Source organism: Kitasatospora sp. NPDC088351, assembly GCF_040685575.1.
GTDB lineage: Bacteria > Actinomycetota > Actinomycetes > Streptomycetales > Streptomycetaceae > Kitasatospora.
Window position 1 is genome coordinate 1 of sequence record NZ_JBFBIL010000082.1, and the last position, 16,936, is coordinate 16,936.

Annotated in this window: 9 protein-coding genes and 2 pseudogenes; 6 read left to right on the plus strand and 5 right to left on the minus strand. The window is 70.5% G+C overall.

Annotated features, from left to right (window positions below; translation table 11 throughout):
* The 3 genes and pseudogenes from AB0P06_RS33990 to AB0P06_RS34000 all read left to right on the plus strand — a co-directional run.
* Positions 1 to 202 (plus strand): annotated as a pseudogene (locus tag AB0P06_RS33990) (alpha/beta hydrolase); the annotation flags it as partial.
* 973 nt (positions 203 to 1,175) lie between these two features.
* Positions 1,176 to 8,051 carry an SDR family NAD(P)-dependent oxidoreductase gene (locus AB0P06_RS33995; protein WP_363614329.1) on the plus strand — a complete coding sequence of 2,292 codons (6,876 nt, stop codon included), beginning with the start codon at positions 1,176 to 1,178 and terminating at the stop codon, positions 8,049 to 8,051.
* A 71-nt stretch (positions 8,052 to 8,122) separates the two neighbouring features.
* A complete protein-coding gene (locus AB0P06_RS34000) occupies positions 8,123 to 9,844 on the plus strand; it encodes an acyl-CoA dehydrogenase (RefSeq protein ID WP_363614331.1) in 1,722 nt (573 codons plus the stop codon).
* Between the two features lie 25 nt (positions 9,845 to 9,869).
* Here the strand turns inward: AB0P06_RS34000 and AB0P06_RS34005 are convergent, their stop codons facing one another.
* On the minus strand, positions 9,870 to 10,091 hold the full coding sequence (locus AB0P06_RS34005; RefSeq protein ID WP_363614333.1) for a hypothetical protein: 222 nt from the start codon (positions 10,089 to 10,091) through the stop codon (positions 9,870 to 9,872).
* Between the two features lie 331 nt (positions 10,092 to 10,422).
* Here AB0P06_RS34005 and AB0P06_RS34010 point away from each other — a divergent pair.
* Positions 10,423 to 10,533: pseudogene (locus tag AB0P06_RS34010) on the plus strand (AAA family ATPase); the annotation flags it as partial.
* A gap of 680 nt (positions 10,534 to 11,213) precedes the next feature.
* Here the strand turns inward: AB0P06_RS34010 and AB0P06_RS34015 are convergent.
* Complete coding sequence (locus AB0P06_RS34015; protein ID WP_363614335.1) at positions 11,214 to 12,077, minus strand: MurR/RpiR family transcriptional regulator; 864 nt, start codon at positions 12,075 to 12,077, stop codon at positions 11,214 to 11,216.
* A gap of 54 nt (positions 12,078 to 12,131) precedes the next feature.
* Here AB0P06_RS34015 and AB0P06_RS34020 point away from each other — a divergent pair, with 54 nt between their 5' ends.
* Positions 12,132 to 13,010 (plus strand): DMT family transporter, encoded by an 879-nt coding sequence (locus AB0P06_RS34020; protein ID WP_363614337.1) that lies wholly within the window; start codon positions 12,132 to 12,134, stop codon positions 13,008 to 13,010.
* 143 nt (positions 13,011 to 13,153) lie between these two features.
* Here AB0P06_RS34020 and AB0P06_RS34025 read toward each other — a convergent pair whose 3' ends face one another.
* From AB0P06_RS34025 to AB0P06_RS34035, 3 genes are all read right to left on the minus strand, one after another.
* Positions 13,154 to 13,918 carry a GNAT family N-acetyltransferase gene (locus tag AB0P06_RS34025; protein WP_363614339.1) on the minus strand — a complete coding sequence of 255 codons (765 nt, stop codon included), beginning with the start codon at positions 13,916 to 13,918 and terminating at the stop codon, positions 13,154 to 13,156.
* 131 nt (positions 13,919 to 14,049) lie between these two features.
* On the minus strand, positions 14,050 to 14,652 hold the full coding sequence (locus AB0P06_RS34030) for an HD domain-containing protein (RefSeq protein WP_363614341.1): 603 nt from the start codon (positions 14,650 to 14,652) through the stop codon (positions 14,050 to 14,052).
* The gene (locus tag AB0P06_RS34035) at positions 14,649 to 15,821 is read right to left on the minus strand and encodes a GlxA family transcriptional regulator (protein ID WP_363614343.1); all 1,173 of its coding nucleotides are present in this window, start codon (positions 15,819 to 15,821) and stop codon (positions 14,649 to 14,651) included. The genes AB0P06_RS34030 and AB0P06_RS34035 overlap by 4 nt, the downstream gene beginning before the upstream one ends.
* 124 nt (positions 15,822 to 15,945) lie before the next feature.
* Between AB0P06_RS34035 and AB0P06_RS34040 the strand changes: the two genes are divergently transcribed.
* Positions 15,946 to 16,914: an alpha/beta hydrolase gene (locus tag AB0P06_RS34040; protein ID WP_363614345.1), complete on the plus strand. Its 969-nt coding sequence runs from the start codon at positions 15,946 to 15,948 to the stop codon at positions 16,912 to 16,914.
* Positions 16,915 to 16,936 lie beyond the last annotated feature (22 nt).

The following is a 16,936-nucleotide window of genomic DNA, read 5'->3' on the forward strand; positions in this document are numbered from 1 at the left end:
TCAGAGACGAGGACGTGGCCTACGCCAACGCGATCTGGCAGGCCGGTGGCCAGGCCGAACTGCACGTATGGCCCGGAGCCTTCCACGGCTTCGACACCTGTGCGCCACAGGCGGCCTCACCCAGGACGCCCGCAACGCCCGTTACCGCTGGCTTCGGCGCATCCTCACCCGGCCCGATGCGAGTAACGGACCTTCCTGCTGAGCGCGTTACGGCGGCCGGGCGATTGAAGTCGGGAGTTCGTCGGTGCTCAGCAGGTCGGGCAGGTGCACTTGCGCACCGCTTCCACGAACTTCGTCGACTTCTCGAACTGTTCGGGAGGAGCCGGCCGTGGAGGCCAAGCCCTTCGAGCTACTGGGACCAACCCCGCACGCGCGGGGAGCAGCTCGGCTGCGGCCCTCTGATCTGCTGGTTCCATGGGACTCTCGGCGGCGGGTGAATCGCGGTTCCGGTGACGCTCCGTGACTCCGGCACGGAGAGTGATCCAGCACCTCGTTTCACCCGCCGCCGACATGCAGCTCGATCCCACGGGCGGCCTGCCCAGCAGCGCGCGGGCGGGGCAGCGGTCAGGTGTTCACCGGTCGGGGTTCAACAGGTCCGCGGCCGCCGGGTGCTGCGCGGGGTTGGTGCGGGTACGGTTTAAGGGAAGGCACGGCCGTATCGGGACTCTGGGGCCCGGCCATCGGGGCTGGGTGTCCGGGGGGTGCGCCTGGGCTGTCGTGCGCTGTTTCGCCTGGCCGCGCGCTCCTTGCGGGAGTGCTTCCGGTTTCACCACGGGAGGTCCGTATGGGCATTGTCCGTATCCGCCTGCACGACGGACCTGAGCAGCTTCCGGCGCGGGGTGGCCGGGTGCGGGTGCACCGGTACGAGTGGTTCTACTGCACCCGCATCACCGAGTAGGCCCCGCCGTGCTTACCACTCTGTCGCCGGTGAGCCTGCGGGAGACATCCGTATCGTCCGGCCGGGCGATTGGAGTCGCAGGCCCCCGCGGAGGCGGTGAGGCGGATCTGTGAGGCGTCGTCGGCTCCGGAGTTCCCGCGGGCTGCCGTGTCCGGCCCGTTCTCCGAGCGTACGAGTCACCGCTGTCCTGGGTCTGTGCGTACCGGCCCGGAACCCAGGGTCTGCCAGAGGGTGAACGGCCAGCTGTTGATGGCCGGCGTCGCCCTGGATAGGAAGGATGAGCAACATGTTCACGGAGCGTAAGCCGATTGCGATCGTGGGAATGGCTTGCCGGTTTCCGGGCGGGGTCGAATCACCGGAGGATCTCTGGCGCCTTGTCACCGATGAGACTTGCGTGTCGGAACCGTTGCCTCGGGACAGAGGGTGGGATCCGGAGCAGTTGTTCGATTCGGACCGCGGAGCGGGCGGGAAAACCTATGTTCGTAGTGGTGCCTTCCTGACGGATGTGGCCGGGTTCGACGCTGATTTCTTCGGTATCAGTCCGAGGGAGGCCCTGGGGATGGATCCTCAGCAGCGTCTGCTGCTGGAGTGTGCGTGGGAGGCGTGCGAGCGGGCGCGTCTGGACCCGCGGGTACTGCGGGGGACAAGGACCGGGGTCTATGTCGGTGCCACCGAGAGCGGCTACGCGGCCTGGGCGGAGCGGGGTGGTACCGAGGCCGATGGGTACCTGGTGACGGGCAGCACTCTGAGTGTGGCTGCCGGCCGCATCGCCTACGTTCTGGGTCTTACCGGTCCGACTCTGACGGTCGATACGGCATGTTCGTCGTCGTTGGCGGCTCTGCATCTCGCGGTGCGTGCTCTTCGGGCGGGCGAGTGCTCCATGGCGCTCGCCGCCGGGGTGACGGTGGGTGCCGGGCCTCAGTACCTGCTGGAGTTCAGCCGTCAGCAGGCACTCGCTGCCGATGGGCGCTCGAAGGCCTTCGCCGCGGACGCCGACGGATTCGCTCTGGCCGAGGGGGTGGGGACCCTCTTGCTGGCCACACCGCTTGAGGCGGAGCGGCTGGGGCTGCCCGTACTGGCGATGGTCCGTGGATCCGCGCTCAACGAGGACGGTGCGAGTCAGGCACTGACCGTTCCGAGTGGGCCCTCACAGCGGGAGGTCATCGCACTGGCTCTGGCCGACTCCGGGCTCGTATCCGCAGATGTGGATGCGGTGGAGGCCCATGGCACCGGTACAGCGGTGGGCGATCCGATCGAGGCCTCATCGATCGCCGCGACCTACGGCGCCGGGCGCCCGGTGGACCACCCTGTGTGGGTGGGGTCGGTGAAGTCCAACATCGGCCATTCCCTGGCCGCTTCGGGTGTCGCCGGAGTGATCAAGATGGTGATGGCCATGCGGCATGGCATTCTGCCCAGGACATTGCACGCGGCCGATCCTCACTCCGGAGTCGACTGGACGGCCGGTGGGATGCGCCTGCTGAACGAGCAGCGGCCCTGGCCGCGGACGGGGCGGCCCCGCCGGGTGGGGGTTCTCGGGTACGGGATCAGCGGTACGAACGCGCATGTGATCCTCGAAGGTGTTCCGTCGGCTCCGGGCCGGCCGCAGCCCCGGTCCGGGGTGGAGGCGGATCCAGGGGTGTGGCTTCTGTCCGCTGACGGTCCCGAAGCGCTCCGGGAGCAGGCCCGGAGGCTGGCTTCCGCAGTACGCGGTTCCCCGTCCCCGAACGCCCGGAGTCTGGGGCGGTCGCTGATCACCACCCGGACGTCCTTCGACCACCGGGCGGCGGTGGTGGGGACGGATCCGGAGTCCTTCCTCGCCGCCCTGGACGTGCTGGGCAGGGGAGAGAGGGATCCCCGTGTGGTGACCGGGGTCCGCCGTGACGAGCCCGGTGCGGTCTTCGTGTTTCCGGGCCAGGGCGCGCAGTGGCCTGGTATGGCGCATGAACTGCTCGCTACTTCACCGGTGTTCGCCCGTTCGATGCAGGAGTGTGCCGAGGCGCTGGGCGAATTCGTGGAGTGCGACTTCATGAAGGTCGCCCGCGACATGGATGTTCCCGAGCGTGTGGATCTTCTCCAACCGCTGCTGTTCGCCGTCTCCGTCTCCCTGGCCAAACTGTGGCAGTCCTACGGTGTGAGCCCGGCCGCGGTCATCGGACACAGCCAGGGCGAGATCGCCGCCGCGCATGTGGCCGGTGCGCTGAGCCTGTCCGACGCCGCCCGTGTCGCCGCGTTGCGCAGCCGTGCGCTGGTGGCCATCGCCGGCGAGGGCGGCATGGTCTCCTGCACGGGTAGCGGCGTGGACGCACTGCGCCGGTACGCGGCACGGTGGGGAGGGCAACTGGAGGTTGCCGCCGTCAACGGGCCCGGCAGCGTGGTGCTGGCCGGTGGCAGGGACGCCATCGAAGAACTCCTCGCCCAGGCCGAGGCCGACGGTATCGAGGCGCGACGCGTCAATGTCGACTACGCCTCGCACTCTTCCGCTGTCGAGGCGGTCCGCGGACGGATCCTGGCGGATCTGGCCGCGCTTCGGCCCCACGCGCCCGAGACCCCCTTCCTGTCGGCCACGACCGGAAACGACATCGGCGATGCGCTGCTGGACGCGGACTACTGGTACCGCAATCTGCGGCAGACCGTGCGCTTCGACGAGACGATCGGAGCGGCCCTCGCGGCCGGGCACCGTCTCTTCCTGGAAATCAGCCCCCACCCCCTCCTGGCGCCGGGGATCCACGAGACCGTGGACGGCGCCGCTGGCGACGCGACGGTCCTCACCACGCTGCGGCGCGACGACGGGGGGATGCCCCGGTTCCTCACCGCGCTGGCCGAGGCCCACTGCCATGGTGTGCGCGCCGACTGGAGCTGGGCGACGTCCGGGGGCGAGGACACCGACCTGCCGACCTACGCGTTCCAGCACAAGCGCTTCTGGCTGACTCCGCCGAAGAAAGCGGCCACTGCCGCGACGGCGGGACTGCGTACAGTGGAGCACCCGTTCCTCGAACTCGAGATCGACACCGCCCAGGACGGCGGCCGGATCCTGACCGGCAGGCTCTCCCTGCATGCTCATCCCTGGCTGGCCGACCACGCGGTCAAGGGCAGCGTGATCCTGCCCGGCACCGCGGTCATGGAACTCGCCCTGCAGGCCGCACAGCAGATCGGCCACGCACAGGTCAGTGATCTCACCCTCCTCACACCGATCGTCCTCCACCCGACGCAGGACCTGCTGCTCCAGATCGTCGTAGGCCCGGCGGACACGGCGGAGCAGCGCACGGCCACTGTCTACACCCGCGGAGCGGACGCTCCCGCCGACCTCGCCTGGGACCGGCACGCGCAATGGATCCTGGCACCCGGCGGGGAAAGCGCTCCGGAGACGACGGCACCATGGCCTCCCCACGACGCGGAGCCCGTGGCGCTCGACGGCTTCTACGAGCGGCTGGAAGCCGTCGGGTACGAGTACGGACCGGTGTTCCGGGGGCTACGGGCCCTGTGGCGCCACGGCGACCACCTCTACGCCGAAGTACGGCTCCCGGAGGAACAGCACGACACGGCCCACAGGTTCGCCCTGCATCCCGCCCTGCTGGACGCGGCCATGCATCCGCTGCTGTTGAACCTGCGCGATCCCCAGCGAGTGGAACTGCCCTTCAGCGTCGGCCGGCTGCACCTGTACGCCTCGGGTGCCACCGAGCTGCGAGCCCGCATCTCCGCCTCCGCCGGCGGTCCGGCGTCGGTCACGGTCACGGATACCGCGGGCAAGACGGTCGCATCACTGAAGGATCTCACCCTGCGCCCCGTGGGAGAGCAGCGGCTCAGCCGCCGCGACAACGCGTTCACCCAGGTATGGCGGCCGCTGCCGCTGCCCGCGCAGGCAGCGGTACGGAGCCGGCCGGACGTGGACGTCCTTGAGGTCCCGGTCCTGCCCACGCTCACGGAGCGGTTGTTCGCCGTTCTCGTGGGAGTCAGGAAACACCTCGCGGACGGGAGTTCCCCGGTCGTCATCACCCGCCAGGCCGTGGCAGTACAGGAAGGGGAGGACATCGGCGACCTCGGTGCTGCCGCCGTGTGGGGACTGGTCCGTACCGCGCAGAGCGAGCACCCCGGCCACATCACCCTCGTCGATCTCGACGACACAGAGGCCTCCCAGGAGGCCCTCCACCTCGCGCTGGCCTCGGGCGAGCCCCAGATCGCGCTGCGTAAAGGGCTCGCCTTCGTGCCCCGCCTGGCCACGCTGGACCCGGCCGCCCTGCTCACCCCGCCACCGGGCGCGACGTCCTGGCAGCTCGCCCCGGGGGAAGGCAACACCCTTGAGAGCCTGCGTCTGCGGGAGGCACCGGAAGCAGCCGTACCGCTCTCACCCGAACAGGTCCGCGTCGATGTCAGGGCGGCGGGCCTCAACTTCCGCGATGTGCTGGTGGCGCTGGGCGTGGTCGACCCCGGAGCCAGCCTCGGGCGTGAAGCGGCGGGAGTGGTCACAGAAGTCGGATCCGCCGTGGATTCATGTGCGCCCGGCGACCGCGTCATGGTGCTATTGGTGGGCCGTGACCGCACAGCCAGTGCTTTCGGACCCGTGGTCGTGGCAGACCACCGGGCGGTGTCCCCGATCCCGGACGGCTGGACGTTCACCCAGGCGGCCGGGGCTTCGGTGGCCTTCGCCACCGCCTCATACGTGTTCGAATTCCTGGCCGCTCTGAAACCGGGCCAGCGTGTCCTCATCCACGCGGCCACCGGCGGGCTGGGGATGGCAGCGGTCCAGCTCGCCAAGCATCTGGGTGCCGAGGTCTTCGCCACGGCCAGCCCCGCCAAATGGGACACCCTGCAAAGTATGGGCATCCCTCTCGACCACATCGCCTCCTCCCGCACCCTGGAGTTCGAGCAGGCCTTCCTCACCGCCACCGACGGGCAGGGCATGGACACCGTGCTCAACAGCCTGTCCGGAGAGTTCATCGACGCCTCCCTGCGACTGCTCCCGCGCGGAGGCCACTTCATCGAAATGGGCGTCACAGATCTGCGCGACGCAACGGACGTCGCCTTCCGGCACCCAGGTGTCAATTACCTGGCCTCCGACCTTCTCGACATCAGGCTGGACGAACTGCGCACCGTACTCGGCCGTCTCACGGAGCACTTCCGCGCCGGCGACCTGACGCCCCTGCCCACGAGGGTCTGGGACCTGCCCCACGCCCGGTCGGCGTTCCAGACCCTCAGCCAGGCACGGCACACCGGCAAACTGGTCCTCACCATCCCCCGCACCATCGACCCGAACGGCACCGTGCTGATCACCGGCGGTACCGGCAGACTCGGATCCCTTCTCGCCCGGCACCTCGTAGCCACCCACCAGGCCAGGCACCTGCTCCTGACCAGCCGACAGGGCGGGAAAGCGCCCGGAGCCCCCGCACTGGCCCAGGAGCTCTCCGCCGAAGGCGCGACGGTCGACATCGTCTCCTGCGACGCCGCGGACCGCGACGCCCTGGCCGCCGTCCTCGCCACCGTCCCTGCCGAACACCCCCTCACCGCCGTCATCCACACGGCCGGCGCCCTGGACGACGCCGTTTTCCAGTCCCTGACCAGCCGACAACTGGACAGGGCACTGCGCCCCAAAGCCATCGCCGTCAACCACCTGCACGAACTCACCCAGGACGCCGACCTGGCAGCCTTCGTCCTCTACTCCTCCGCCTCGACCGCCATCGGCCAGGCCGGCCAGGCCGGCTACGCCGCCGCCAACGCCTACCTCGACGCCTTGGCCCACCACCGCCGCGCACGCGGCCTGCCCGCCATCTCCATCGCCTGGGGACTGTGGGCCGACAGCAGCGCCATGACCAGCCACATGTTCACCAAGGACAGCTCAACGGACCGCGCCTCACGGACCGTCTACCGCCCCCTGTCGGCCGACGACGGACTCGCCCTCTTCGACACGGCACTGGCCGTCCAGAGCCCCTACCTGCTCGCGGCTTCCTTCAAACAGCAAACCCTCCAGGCCCAGGCCGAAGAAGGATCGCTCGCCCCGTTGCTGCGTGACCTCACCCGCGCTCCTGCTGTCCGCCGGACCACGGAGGAGAAGGACCTGTCGTGGCCACAGCGGGTCCGCGACCTCCCGCACGAGGAGCGTCTTGAGGAACTGACGACCCTGGTACGCGCCCTCGCGGCCGACGTCCTGGGCCACCCCGACCTCCAGGACATCCCCAGCGGGCGCTCGTTCCGCGACAGTGGATTCGACTCACTGTCCTCCGTGGAACTGCGCACACTCCTGGCCAACACCACCGGGCTGCGACTCGCCCCGTCCGCGGTCTTCGAATACCCCGACCCACTCGCCCTCGCCCGTCACCTCGAAGAACAACTCGCCTCCGAGCAGGGCACCGCTACCACTCCCCCCACGCAAGACCAGGAGGACACAGTCCTCATCACGGAGTTCACCACCGCCGTCGAGAGCGGAGACACCGAGACCGGAATGCGCCTGCTCCGCGCCGCCGCCCGCCTGCGCCCCACCTTCACCACCCCCGAACCCTCCGACCTGACACCCCCGGACCAGCTGTCCCACGGTACGCAGGCCCCCGCGCTGGTCTGCCTCCCCTCACTTCCCTCGACCCCGCAGCGGCCGGAGTACGCGCAGCTGGCAGCGCACCTGGGCAACCACGAGATGTGGTCCCTCCACTATCCGGGCTACCACCCGGGGCAGGGCCTCCCGGAATCACTCACCACCCTTCTCGACATCCTCGTTGATGCCACCGCGCAGATCACCGCGAAAAACAAGCCCTTCGTTCTCCTCGGACACTCCTCCGGCGGCTGGATAGCACACACACTCGCGCAGCGCCTCGAAGAACACCGTCACCCGGCGAGCGGCCTGATCCTCCTCGACACCATCCCCGCAGCCGACACCCGGCACGAAATCTACGAGGCATCGGCCGGCCGTCTCGCCCAAGCCGTCGCCGGCGGCTTCTACGGCACCGCCGCACTCACCGCAACAGCGGCCTACGTCCAACTCATGGCCCACTGGACACCGACCCCCATCGACACCCCGACGCTCTACCTCCGGGCGACCCCCAGCCTGTCCTGGCCGGTACCCCACACACTGCGCCAAGCCACCGGCGACCACTTCACCATGATCACCCAGTACGCCTCCCACCAGGCGGACACCATCCAGCAATGGCTCCCCACAACCGTCCTCTGAGCGGGGCAGTCAGCCCTCCGGCACCGAAGGCGTCCTCAATCCCCTTCGCCCGACAGCCCTGGAGCACCGCGATGACCCACACCTACGACCCCGACCTGGTCAAACTGATCGGCACCGCAACCCAGGCGTCCGGCGGCGTCCCCTACGAGGCACTGCTCCGGATCACCGCCGCGCTGCCCTCGAACACGCCGCTGCTCGCCGACCATGACCGTCTGCGCTCCTTGCTCGAACTGACTGCCATGGCCGACCCCCGACTGTTCCACGTGATGTTCCTGCACCACTGCATGACCATCGGGCCGGCCCTCGTCTGCGGAGCCACACCCGAGGACATCACCACATTGACGACGGCCCGCGCGGTCGGCGCGGCCCTGATAACGGAAATCGGCCGGGGGAGCAGCATCGCGCATACCCGGACCCGCGCCCGCTGGGAGCCGTCAACGCGGACATTCGTTCTGCACACCCCGGACGCGGCCGCCGCCAAGTTCCCTGTGAACGTCGCCCAGGACGGCGTGGAGCGACTCGCGGTGGTCAGTGCCCGCTTGGACATGGCAGGGACGGACCGCGGCACGTTCTTCTTCCTCGTCCCCCTCCGCGACGAAACCGGACCCTGCGGCGGCATCGCCATCCGCCCGCTGTCCCCGACAGCGCTTCTCCCGCTGGACTACGCAACTGTCCGATTCGACAACGTCCGGGTCCCCGACGAACGCTGGCTCGCCGACGGCGCGACCATCACAGCGGACGGCTCGTTCCACGATCCACTGGGCAGTGCCGACGAACGGACCCGCCGCAGCCTGACCGTGGGCAGATTCGCCTGGGGAGCGGTTACCGCAGGACTCGCGGCGGCCGCCCGTGCAGCAGTGGCGATCGCCCTGCCGCACGCGGCTCGGCGACAGACCGTCGACCGATGGCACATCAGGCGGCCCGCGCTCGACCATCTGCACCAGCAGCGGCTTCTGTTCGGTGCCGCGGCCAGAGCGAAGGCAGCCACTGCCCTGGCCCGGCAGGCCACCCACCCGAGCTGGCACATCCCGCCGGACAGCGGCAGCAGCGCTCCCGGAGCCACGCCCTCGGTCATACGCGGCCTCGGACTGGCGAAGGTCACCGTCGATCGGCTCTCGGACAGCGCCGTCGACCGCTGCCGCGAAACGGCAGGCGCACTCGGATTCTTCTCGGAGAACCGGCTGATCGACTATCAGGCCCTGACGATGGCCTTTCGGTCCGCCGGTGGCGACAACCACCTCATCCTGCTGGACGCGGCCTGGTCGATGGTTCAGGGAGTGGAGTACGAGCCGCCCGCGGAAGAACCCGGCCCCGAGCTCTCCGACCTGGAGAACCCCCTCACCCTCACCCGTCTCTTCCGCAGACGCGAGGGTCGGCTGCACACTGAACTCGCCCAGCGGTTCGCGGTCGCGACTGCCGCAGGCCTCACACCGGACGAGGCATGGAACAACCTGTCCTCCCATGCCGAACAACTCGCCCTGGCCCACAGCACCCGAATGCTGTCCGAAGCACTGCGCACCTGCCCCGATGCCGGGGAACCTCTTGTGCAGGACCTGTACCAGCTTCTGCGACTCGAACACATCGCCGCCGACCTCGCCTGGTACCTCGTCGAAGGCTATCTGACACCGTCGCACGCCCGCGCCCTGCCCGAACTCATCGACCGCCTCTGCCGCAGGCTCCACGATCAAGCACCCCAGGTGGTCGACGTGATGTCCGTGCCGACCGAACTGATTCGCGCTCCGCTGGGAGACCCCGACTATGTGGCCTCGCTGGTCGGTGCCTGGACCTCCTAGCGGCCAACGAGTTCACGATGACCCTTCAGAGCGACTCGGGCGTGCGTCTGAAGGACGAGGAGAACCACTGCCGGGGGACCTTGTCGCCCCGTTGCTCGCAGACGAAGGCATCACCGAGGACACCGACCCGACCGACCTGCCCACCCTCCAGGCCACCCTGGACCGCGCCGTCGCGGCCGCCCTGCTGCGCCAGGTCGTCGCCTCCATCGCCGCCGCCGAGACCGAGCGCGCCGCGACCGACGACCACCGACCCTCGCCCGTAAGGGCCGTGCCCACCGCTCGGTCCAGAAGCCGGGCCGGCCGAGCTCCACGCGCTCACCGCGATCGTCCGCGACCAGATCCGCATACGTGTCCACAGAAGGTCCTTTCGAAAACCGGGCGCACCACGGCCACCCGCGAACGATCTCCCGAGGACTATGGCTACGCCCCCGCTCCCCGCACATCGGTCATCTCACCGATACGCGTTCTCGCAGCCTCGGCGTGCGGGATCGTGTCGGGCTTCGGGAGGGTATGGGGCGAATCGCGGGTCGCCGTGGGTGACCCGGGTGCAGAAGCAGGCGGTGACGGCGAGGCGCGTGGCCGTCGTCGACCGCCGCACCTTCAACGGCACCGTCATCGGAACCGGTACCGGTTCCTACCGCCTTGCCGGCACCCGTGCCCGAGCCGAAGAGTCCGCCGGGGCCGGCTGATTTCCTGTGGCTGAAGGTCTGTTCTCGACCTTGGGCGAAGGGGGCGCGCGCCGCCTGTGTTCTCCGAGCTCTACCATCGGGCGTGTCATAACGACGGTCAGGGGGCGTGATGAGGCAGGACTTTGTGGAGCGCATACGAGCGTGGAGCACGCGGCGAAAGATCCTGATCTATCTGATCGCGCAGTTCGTCCTTTTCGGCCTGATCATCACGACCATCCGTGTCTGGGACATTGATATACCCCTCCTGGCTTACCTCGGGCCATGGCTCGGCACAGTCGCAGGAGGGCTGTTCGGCATGTCCCTCGGATTGAAGAGACCAGCCCGGTAAGGCTCGGCCACGCCAGGTGCAGCCGGGCCACGCGCCAGGCGCCGTCAGGTTTGGGGCCAACCCCGCACGCGCGGGGAGCGGAGCGCCGACAGGTCGACGCTCAGCGCGGGCGCGGGGCCAACCCCGCACGCGCGGGGAGCGGTCTTGGTGACCTGCGGGTTTACCTTGCCAGGTGGCCAGTTCTTGCTAGTTTCATCGAAACGGACATACCGCCCCATCTAGGTTTGCATGCCGCGCCCGCACCACCTGGCGGCGGAACTGCCGGGCAGTACCAGCCTACTGGCGATCCGCGAGGCCGGTTCGGCTGAACGATTGTCCAACAGGTTCGCCCCCGAGCGACGACTACCGCCCATCAATACGCGTGATCCGCCGTCACGTCCGCCGAGAGGTTCAGCGCGTGCTCGGCCGTCGGGCCCCGGAGGGCGAGCAGGGTGAGGGTGAGGGCGTCGATGGCGGTGAGGTGGGCGATGCGGCTGGCGGTGGTTTCGAGGCCGAAGACGAGGTCCTGGCCGCCGGCGACGAGGGTGTGGGTGGCGGCGTCGCTCAGGGGGGAGCGGGCGTAGCTGGTGAGGGCGATGACGTTCGCGCCGGCGGTGCGGGCGCGGCGGGCGGTGTCGACGACCGTTTGTGTCGCGCCGGTGTGGCTGATGGCCAGGCAGACTGCGGTGGGCGGGAGTTGTGCGGCGGCGAGTTGTGCGGTGAGGGGGTCGGCGGGGGCGTCGACGAGGATGCCGAGGGCGCGGAGGCGGTAGGCGGCGTCGAGGGCGACCGCGCCGGAGAGCCCGGCGCCGACGACCACGACGTGGCTCGCGGCGTCCAGCACCTGTGCCGCCTCCCGCAGGTCGTCCGCCGTGAGGGTGGTGGTCATTCCGTCGAGCGTTTCCCGGGCGGCGTGGATGGTGCTGGCGAGTGCGCGGGCGGCCGGGTCCTGGTCGTCGGACGGGGTGGGGGCCGGGCTCGGCGCCTGGCGGACGGCGGCGATCTTCAGCTCCTGGTAGCCCCGGAACCCGAGCCGCTGGCACGCCCGGACCACGGACGACGGCGCGGTGCCGGCCAGTGCGGCGACGTCGCTGACGCTCAGGTGCACCAGGTCGACGCCCCGGTCGAGGACGACCTGGGCGACGCGTGCCTCGGTGCCGCGCAGGTCGCCGAGGTGGGCGCGGATGTGCGCGGCCAGCTGGGATTCCAGAACAGAAAATTCGGAACGCTCTTCCATGGATCTAGGGTAGCGTGGAATTCAGTTCCAAGCCCATTGGAGGTGAGTTTCGCCATGCCCGCACTCGCATCCGTGCTGCCGAGCGGTACGGCGGCCGTGCCCGTGGCCGTCCTGGCCGCGGCGGTCCTGCACGCCGTCTGGAACGGGTTGGCGCATCGGATCCCGGACAAGCTCGTCGGCTTCGCCCTGATCAACCTCACCTATGCCGCCTGCGCCGTCGTGCTGGTCGCGTTCAACCCGCTGCCGGCCGCCGCGGCCTGGCCCTACCTTCTCGCCTCCGTGGTGATGCAGGTGACGTCCCAGATACTTCTGCTCCGGGCCTACCAGCTGGGGGACTTCGGGCAGATGTACCCGATCGCCCGCGGGTCGGCGCCGCTGCTGGTGGCCCTGCTGTCCGCGACGGTGCTGGGCCAGACCCTCGGTGGCGGGGAACTGCTCGGCGTGCTGGTGATCTCCTGTGGCCTGATCGGGCTCGCCCTCGCCAAGGGGATACCCGGGCGGGCGCAGCTGCCCGCTCTCGGGGCGGCCGCCGGTACCGGGGTGATGATCGCCGCTTACACCGTGCTGGACGGCAGCGGCGTACGGCACTCCGGTACCGTCGGCGGCTACATCGCCTGGCTCTTCCTGCTTCAGGGCCCGGCGTTGGCGCTGATCGCCTGGGCCCGGCGTGGTCGTTCCCTCGTCGAGGGGATCCGGCCGGTGGTGCCGGTGGGCATCGCCGGTGGCGTGCTCTCCCTGACCGCCTACGGACTGGTGGTCTGGGCGCAGTCCCGAGGCAACCTGGCGACCATCGCCGCCCTGCGCGAGACGAGCATCGTCATAGCCGCGCTGCTGGCCACGGTGGTCTTCCGCGAACGCCTCGGGCGGCTGCGGATGGCGGCCAGCGCCACTGTCCTGGCCGGGATCGCCGTCCTGGAGTTCGCCCGCCCCTGAGAGACCATCAGAGTCCCTGAGAGTCAATGGGGTTCCTGAGGCGGGGGTTCCTGAGGCGTTCCGCCCACGAGGGAGGCCCGCCCGTCAGGAGGACCCGCCCGTGAAAGGCCACCAGCCCCAAGCCGGCGGTCGACGGTCGGCGGTCAGGGCACGATGACCGTGAGCGAGGTGTTGGTGAGCCGGAACCCCAGCTTCTCGTACAGCCGTTGCGCCTGGTTCCCCTCGCTCACGGCAAGGCCCACCTCGGTGAGTCCGCGGTCGGCCACGTCGGCCAGGACCAGGCGCAGCAGGTCGCCGCCGAGGCCGGGGTAGCCCAGGTCGGGGTGGCGGAAGACGCTGGCGATCCAGGGCAGGCCGTCGCGGTTGGTGAGGATGGCTCCGGCCACGACCTGGTCGGCGTCGTCGACCACCAGCCTGCTGCACGGCAGTACGGGGCCGATGTCCTTCCCGGCGAGCAGGGCCGCCAGCCGCTCCATCCTGGACTGGTCGTCGAGCTCGGGGGAGTGGTCGGGGTGGCCGGGGGCGAACGCGGCGCGTTTTGCCGGGAACAGCTCCTCGGCGTCGCGGTCGCACGGAACGGTGCGGAACCCGATTCGCAGCGGGGTCTGTGCCCAGTCAGCGGAAGGAGGACAAGCGATCAGATCCAACTCCATGGTGTGAGCGTGCCGGAGGACGGTCGCGCCGCGGTGAAGCAACTGCTCGCCGAGCCCGACAGGGCCGGAGACCACCCAGCCGGACATGTCCGACAGCACGAACTCGACGGGATCAACGGGGCCGACGGCCGCACCGGTGGCGTCGACGGCCGTACCAGTGGGGCCGGCGGCCGCAGCGGCGATGCCGTCGGCGTCCAGCACCTCCAACAGGTCGGCCCACGGCCGCCCCACCCGCTCGCCACGTAGATACCGCACGACCGGAAGGCCATCGATGCTTCGCCCGATCTCCCAGTCTTCTTCCGTTCCAGCCACGCAGCCCACCCGATCTCCGAGAACGTTTCTTGTCCGGCCATCGTCGGCCAGAGCCCGGCCCGGGGACAAGTGGGTTACTCGCCCGGTCCTCCGTCGAGCAGTTCAAGGAATCCGAAGTCGCGGACGAACGCCGCGGTGGCGCAGTTCGGCTTCCGGCGTGCCTCGGAGGCGAAGGCCTCGCGCAGGAACGCGGTGAGCCCCTGGCGGGGGTAGGCCTCCAGAACGGCGTCGACGGCGTCCGGCGGGATCTCCTCCAGGCGCAGGCCGAGGACGTCGGCGGCGGAGCCGAGGTGAATGCCGGCGACCTCGGGGCGCGGGTCGTCGCCGGTGGTCAGCTCCATGTGCAGGCGGACGGCGTCACCGACCAGTTCCGCCAACTCGGGGTCCGCGCCCTCCCGCAGCAGCGTCTCGCGGGCCACCAGGGCGCCGCGCTCCTCGAACGGCGTGACCTGGTCGTCCCAGTCCGGGGTGAGCCCGAGGTCGTGGAAGACGGCTCCGAGGTACAGGGCCTCGCGGTCCGGAGCGAGGCCGCGGCGGGCCAGGATCGCCTCGGCGAAGGCGTATGTGCGGTGGCAGTGCGCGACCAGTGCGTCCGGTGAGGCGGCGCGCAGCATGCGCTCGGCGGTTTCGACCAGGGCGGTGTCCGGCCGTGGGGCGAGAGACGGAAGGGAGGTCACGAAGTCTCCTCTGGAACGGAGGTGTCGAGCTCGTTGCGCGGGCTGCCGGTCGGTCTGTCGGCAGCCGGGGACGGGCGGCTGGACCGGTCGGGGGCGCAGAAGCGCTGTCGGTACGCATGAGGGGTGACGGAAGTGTGCTGTCGGAAGGTGCGGTGGAAGGTCTCGGTGGAGCCGAAGCCACAGCGGCCGGCGACGGCGGCGATGGTGAGGTCGCTCTCCTGGAGCAGCCTGCGCGCGGCCTCGACCCGCTGGGCCTCGACGTACGCGGCGGGCGTGCTGCCGGTCTCGCGGGTGAACACCCGGATGAACTGGCGGTCGCTCAGCCCGGCCCGCTCGGCCAGTACGGGCAGCGTCAGCCGTTGGTCGAGGTGGGCGTCGATCCAGGCGAGCAGCTCCGCGATGTCGGCCCGGGCGGTCCGCTGCCGCTCCAGTGGCGCGCTGAACTGGCTCTGCCCTCCGGGCCGTTGGAGGTACATCACCATCCACTGGGCGGTCGCCAGGGCGAGCCTGCGCCCGTGGTCGTCGGCAACGAGCGCGAGGGACATGTCGATTCCGGCGCTCACGCCGGCGCCGGTCCACACCGGGTCGGCGCGGACGTACACGGCGTCCGCGTCCACGGTGATGTCGGGGTACTGCGCGGCGAGCCGGTCGGCGGTGGCCCAGTGCGTGGTCGCCCGGCGCCCGGCGAGCAGACCGGCCTCCGCCAGGATGTGCGCGCCGGTGCAGACGGACGCCACGCGCCGTGTCCGAGGTGAGGTCTCCCGTACCCAGCGGACCACCTCGGGGTCCACCGCGGGCTCGAAGCCGTCCGGGCCCAGCTGCAGCGCCCCGGGGATGATCAGGGTGTCGATGCCGCTGCCGTCGATCTCGCCGAACGCCCGGTCCGCCGACAACCGCAGCCCGCCCGCGCACTCCACCTCGCCCCGGCGGGGGCCGACCAGCTCGACGGTGTAGCCACGCGCATGTCCGCGCCCGTACGCGCCCACGCTCGCGCCTGCGTCCGCGCCAGGGCCCGCCCCTGCCGCACCCCCCGCCGCCGCCCCCGTCCGCGCCGCCTCGCCGAGCAGCCGGGTGGCGGCGGAGAACACCTGGGCGGGTCCGGTGACGTCGAGCAGTTCCACCCCTTCGAACACGGCGATGGCGATGCGGCGGGTATGGCTGTGACTCATGAGCCTATGATCCGTACCCGCACCGACCGACGGCAACGACACAGTTGTGTCAGAAAACGACATCCGGCTCCGGTGCCGCGAAATTCAGCGGCGCCGAGCGGCCGCGCCGACCATGCTGGAGATCATGAACGTGCACATCACTGCCGCCGACCGCCTCGGCGAGGAGCGCCTGCCCGACGGCCGCCTGCTGGCCTGGGCGGAGTGGGGTCCGGTGGACGGAACGCCCGTCCTCCATTCCCCCGGCGCGGCCACCACCCGGGCACTCGGCTTCGGCGCCGACGCAGTGGACGCGCTCGGCGTTCGCCTGATCAGCCTCGACCGGCCGGGACTCGGCTCCTCCACCCCCGCGCCCGGGCGGACCTTCGCCGATTTCGCGGCCGACATCCGCGCCTTCGCCGAGCGGCGCGGACTGGGCCGTCCAGCCATGCTCGGCAACTCCCAGGGCGCGCCGTTCGCCCTGGCCTGCGCCGCCGCGGGCGCGGTCGGCGCGCTCGCCCTGGTCTCGGCGGCGGACGAGGTGGCGGCCCCGCACTTCGCCGCCCCGGGCCCGGCCGATGCCGCTGCGGTCACCAGCCGCGCCGCCGAACCGCCTCGCGCCGAACCGCCTCGCGCCGAACCGCCTCGCGCCGAGCCGCTTCCCGCCGACCCGTTCCCCGCCGAGCTGCGCCGACTGATCGACCTCGCCGTGGCCGACCCGCAGGCCGCCGAGGAACTGTTCGCCGGGTTCACCCCACAGGCGATGTGGGACATGGTGATGGCGGGCAGCCCGGCCCCGGACCTGGCCGTCTACCGGTCACCCGCCTTCGCCGCCGCGTACCGCCGAGCCCTCGACACCGCCTTCGCCCAGGGCCCGGCCGGCTACGCCCGCGACACCGCCCTCGCCATGGGCCGCTGGGGCATCGACTTCTCCGCCGTCACCGTCCCGGTCGACGTCTGGTACGGCGAGCTGGACACCACCCACTCACCCGACCAGGGCGCCACCCTGTCGTCCCGCCTCCCGACGGCCACCCGCCACACCGTCCCCGGGGCCGGCGGCGCCCTGCTCTGGACGCACGCCGAGGAGATCCTCCGGACCCTGCTGGAGCGGATCTGAGGCTTGGGGTACATGGGGTGCC

Bases quoted from the DNA above. Each gene is read 5' to 3' on its own strand.
- AB0P06_RS33995 (WP_363614329.1), top strand. From the start codon at position 1,176: ATGAGCAACATGTTCACGGAGCGTAAGCCGATTGCGATCGTGGGAATG.
- AB0P06_RS34000 (WP_363614331.1), top strand. From the start codon at position 8,123: ATGACCCACACCTACGACCCCGACCTGGTCAAACTGATCGGCACCGCA.
- AB0P06_RS34015 (WP_363614335.1), bottom strand. From the start codon at position 12,077: ATGGAAGAGCGTTCCGAATTTTCTGTTCTGGAATCCCAGCTGGCCGCG.
- AB0P06_RS34020 (WP_363614337.1), top strand. From the start codon at position 12,132: ATGCCCGCACTCGCATCCGTGCTGCCGAGCGGTACGGCGGCCGTGCCC.
- AB0P06_RS34035 (WP_363614343.1), bottom strand. From the start codon at position 15,821: ATGAGTCACAGCCATACCCGCCGCATCGCCATCGCCGTGTTCGAAGGG.
- AB0P06_RS34040 (WP_363614345.1), top strand. From the start codon at position 15,946: ATGAACGTGCACATCACTGCCGCCGACCGCCTCGGCGAGGAGCGCCTG.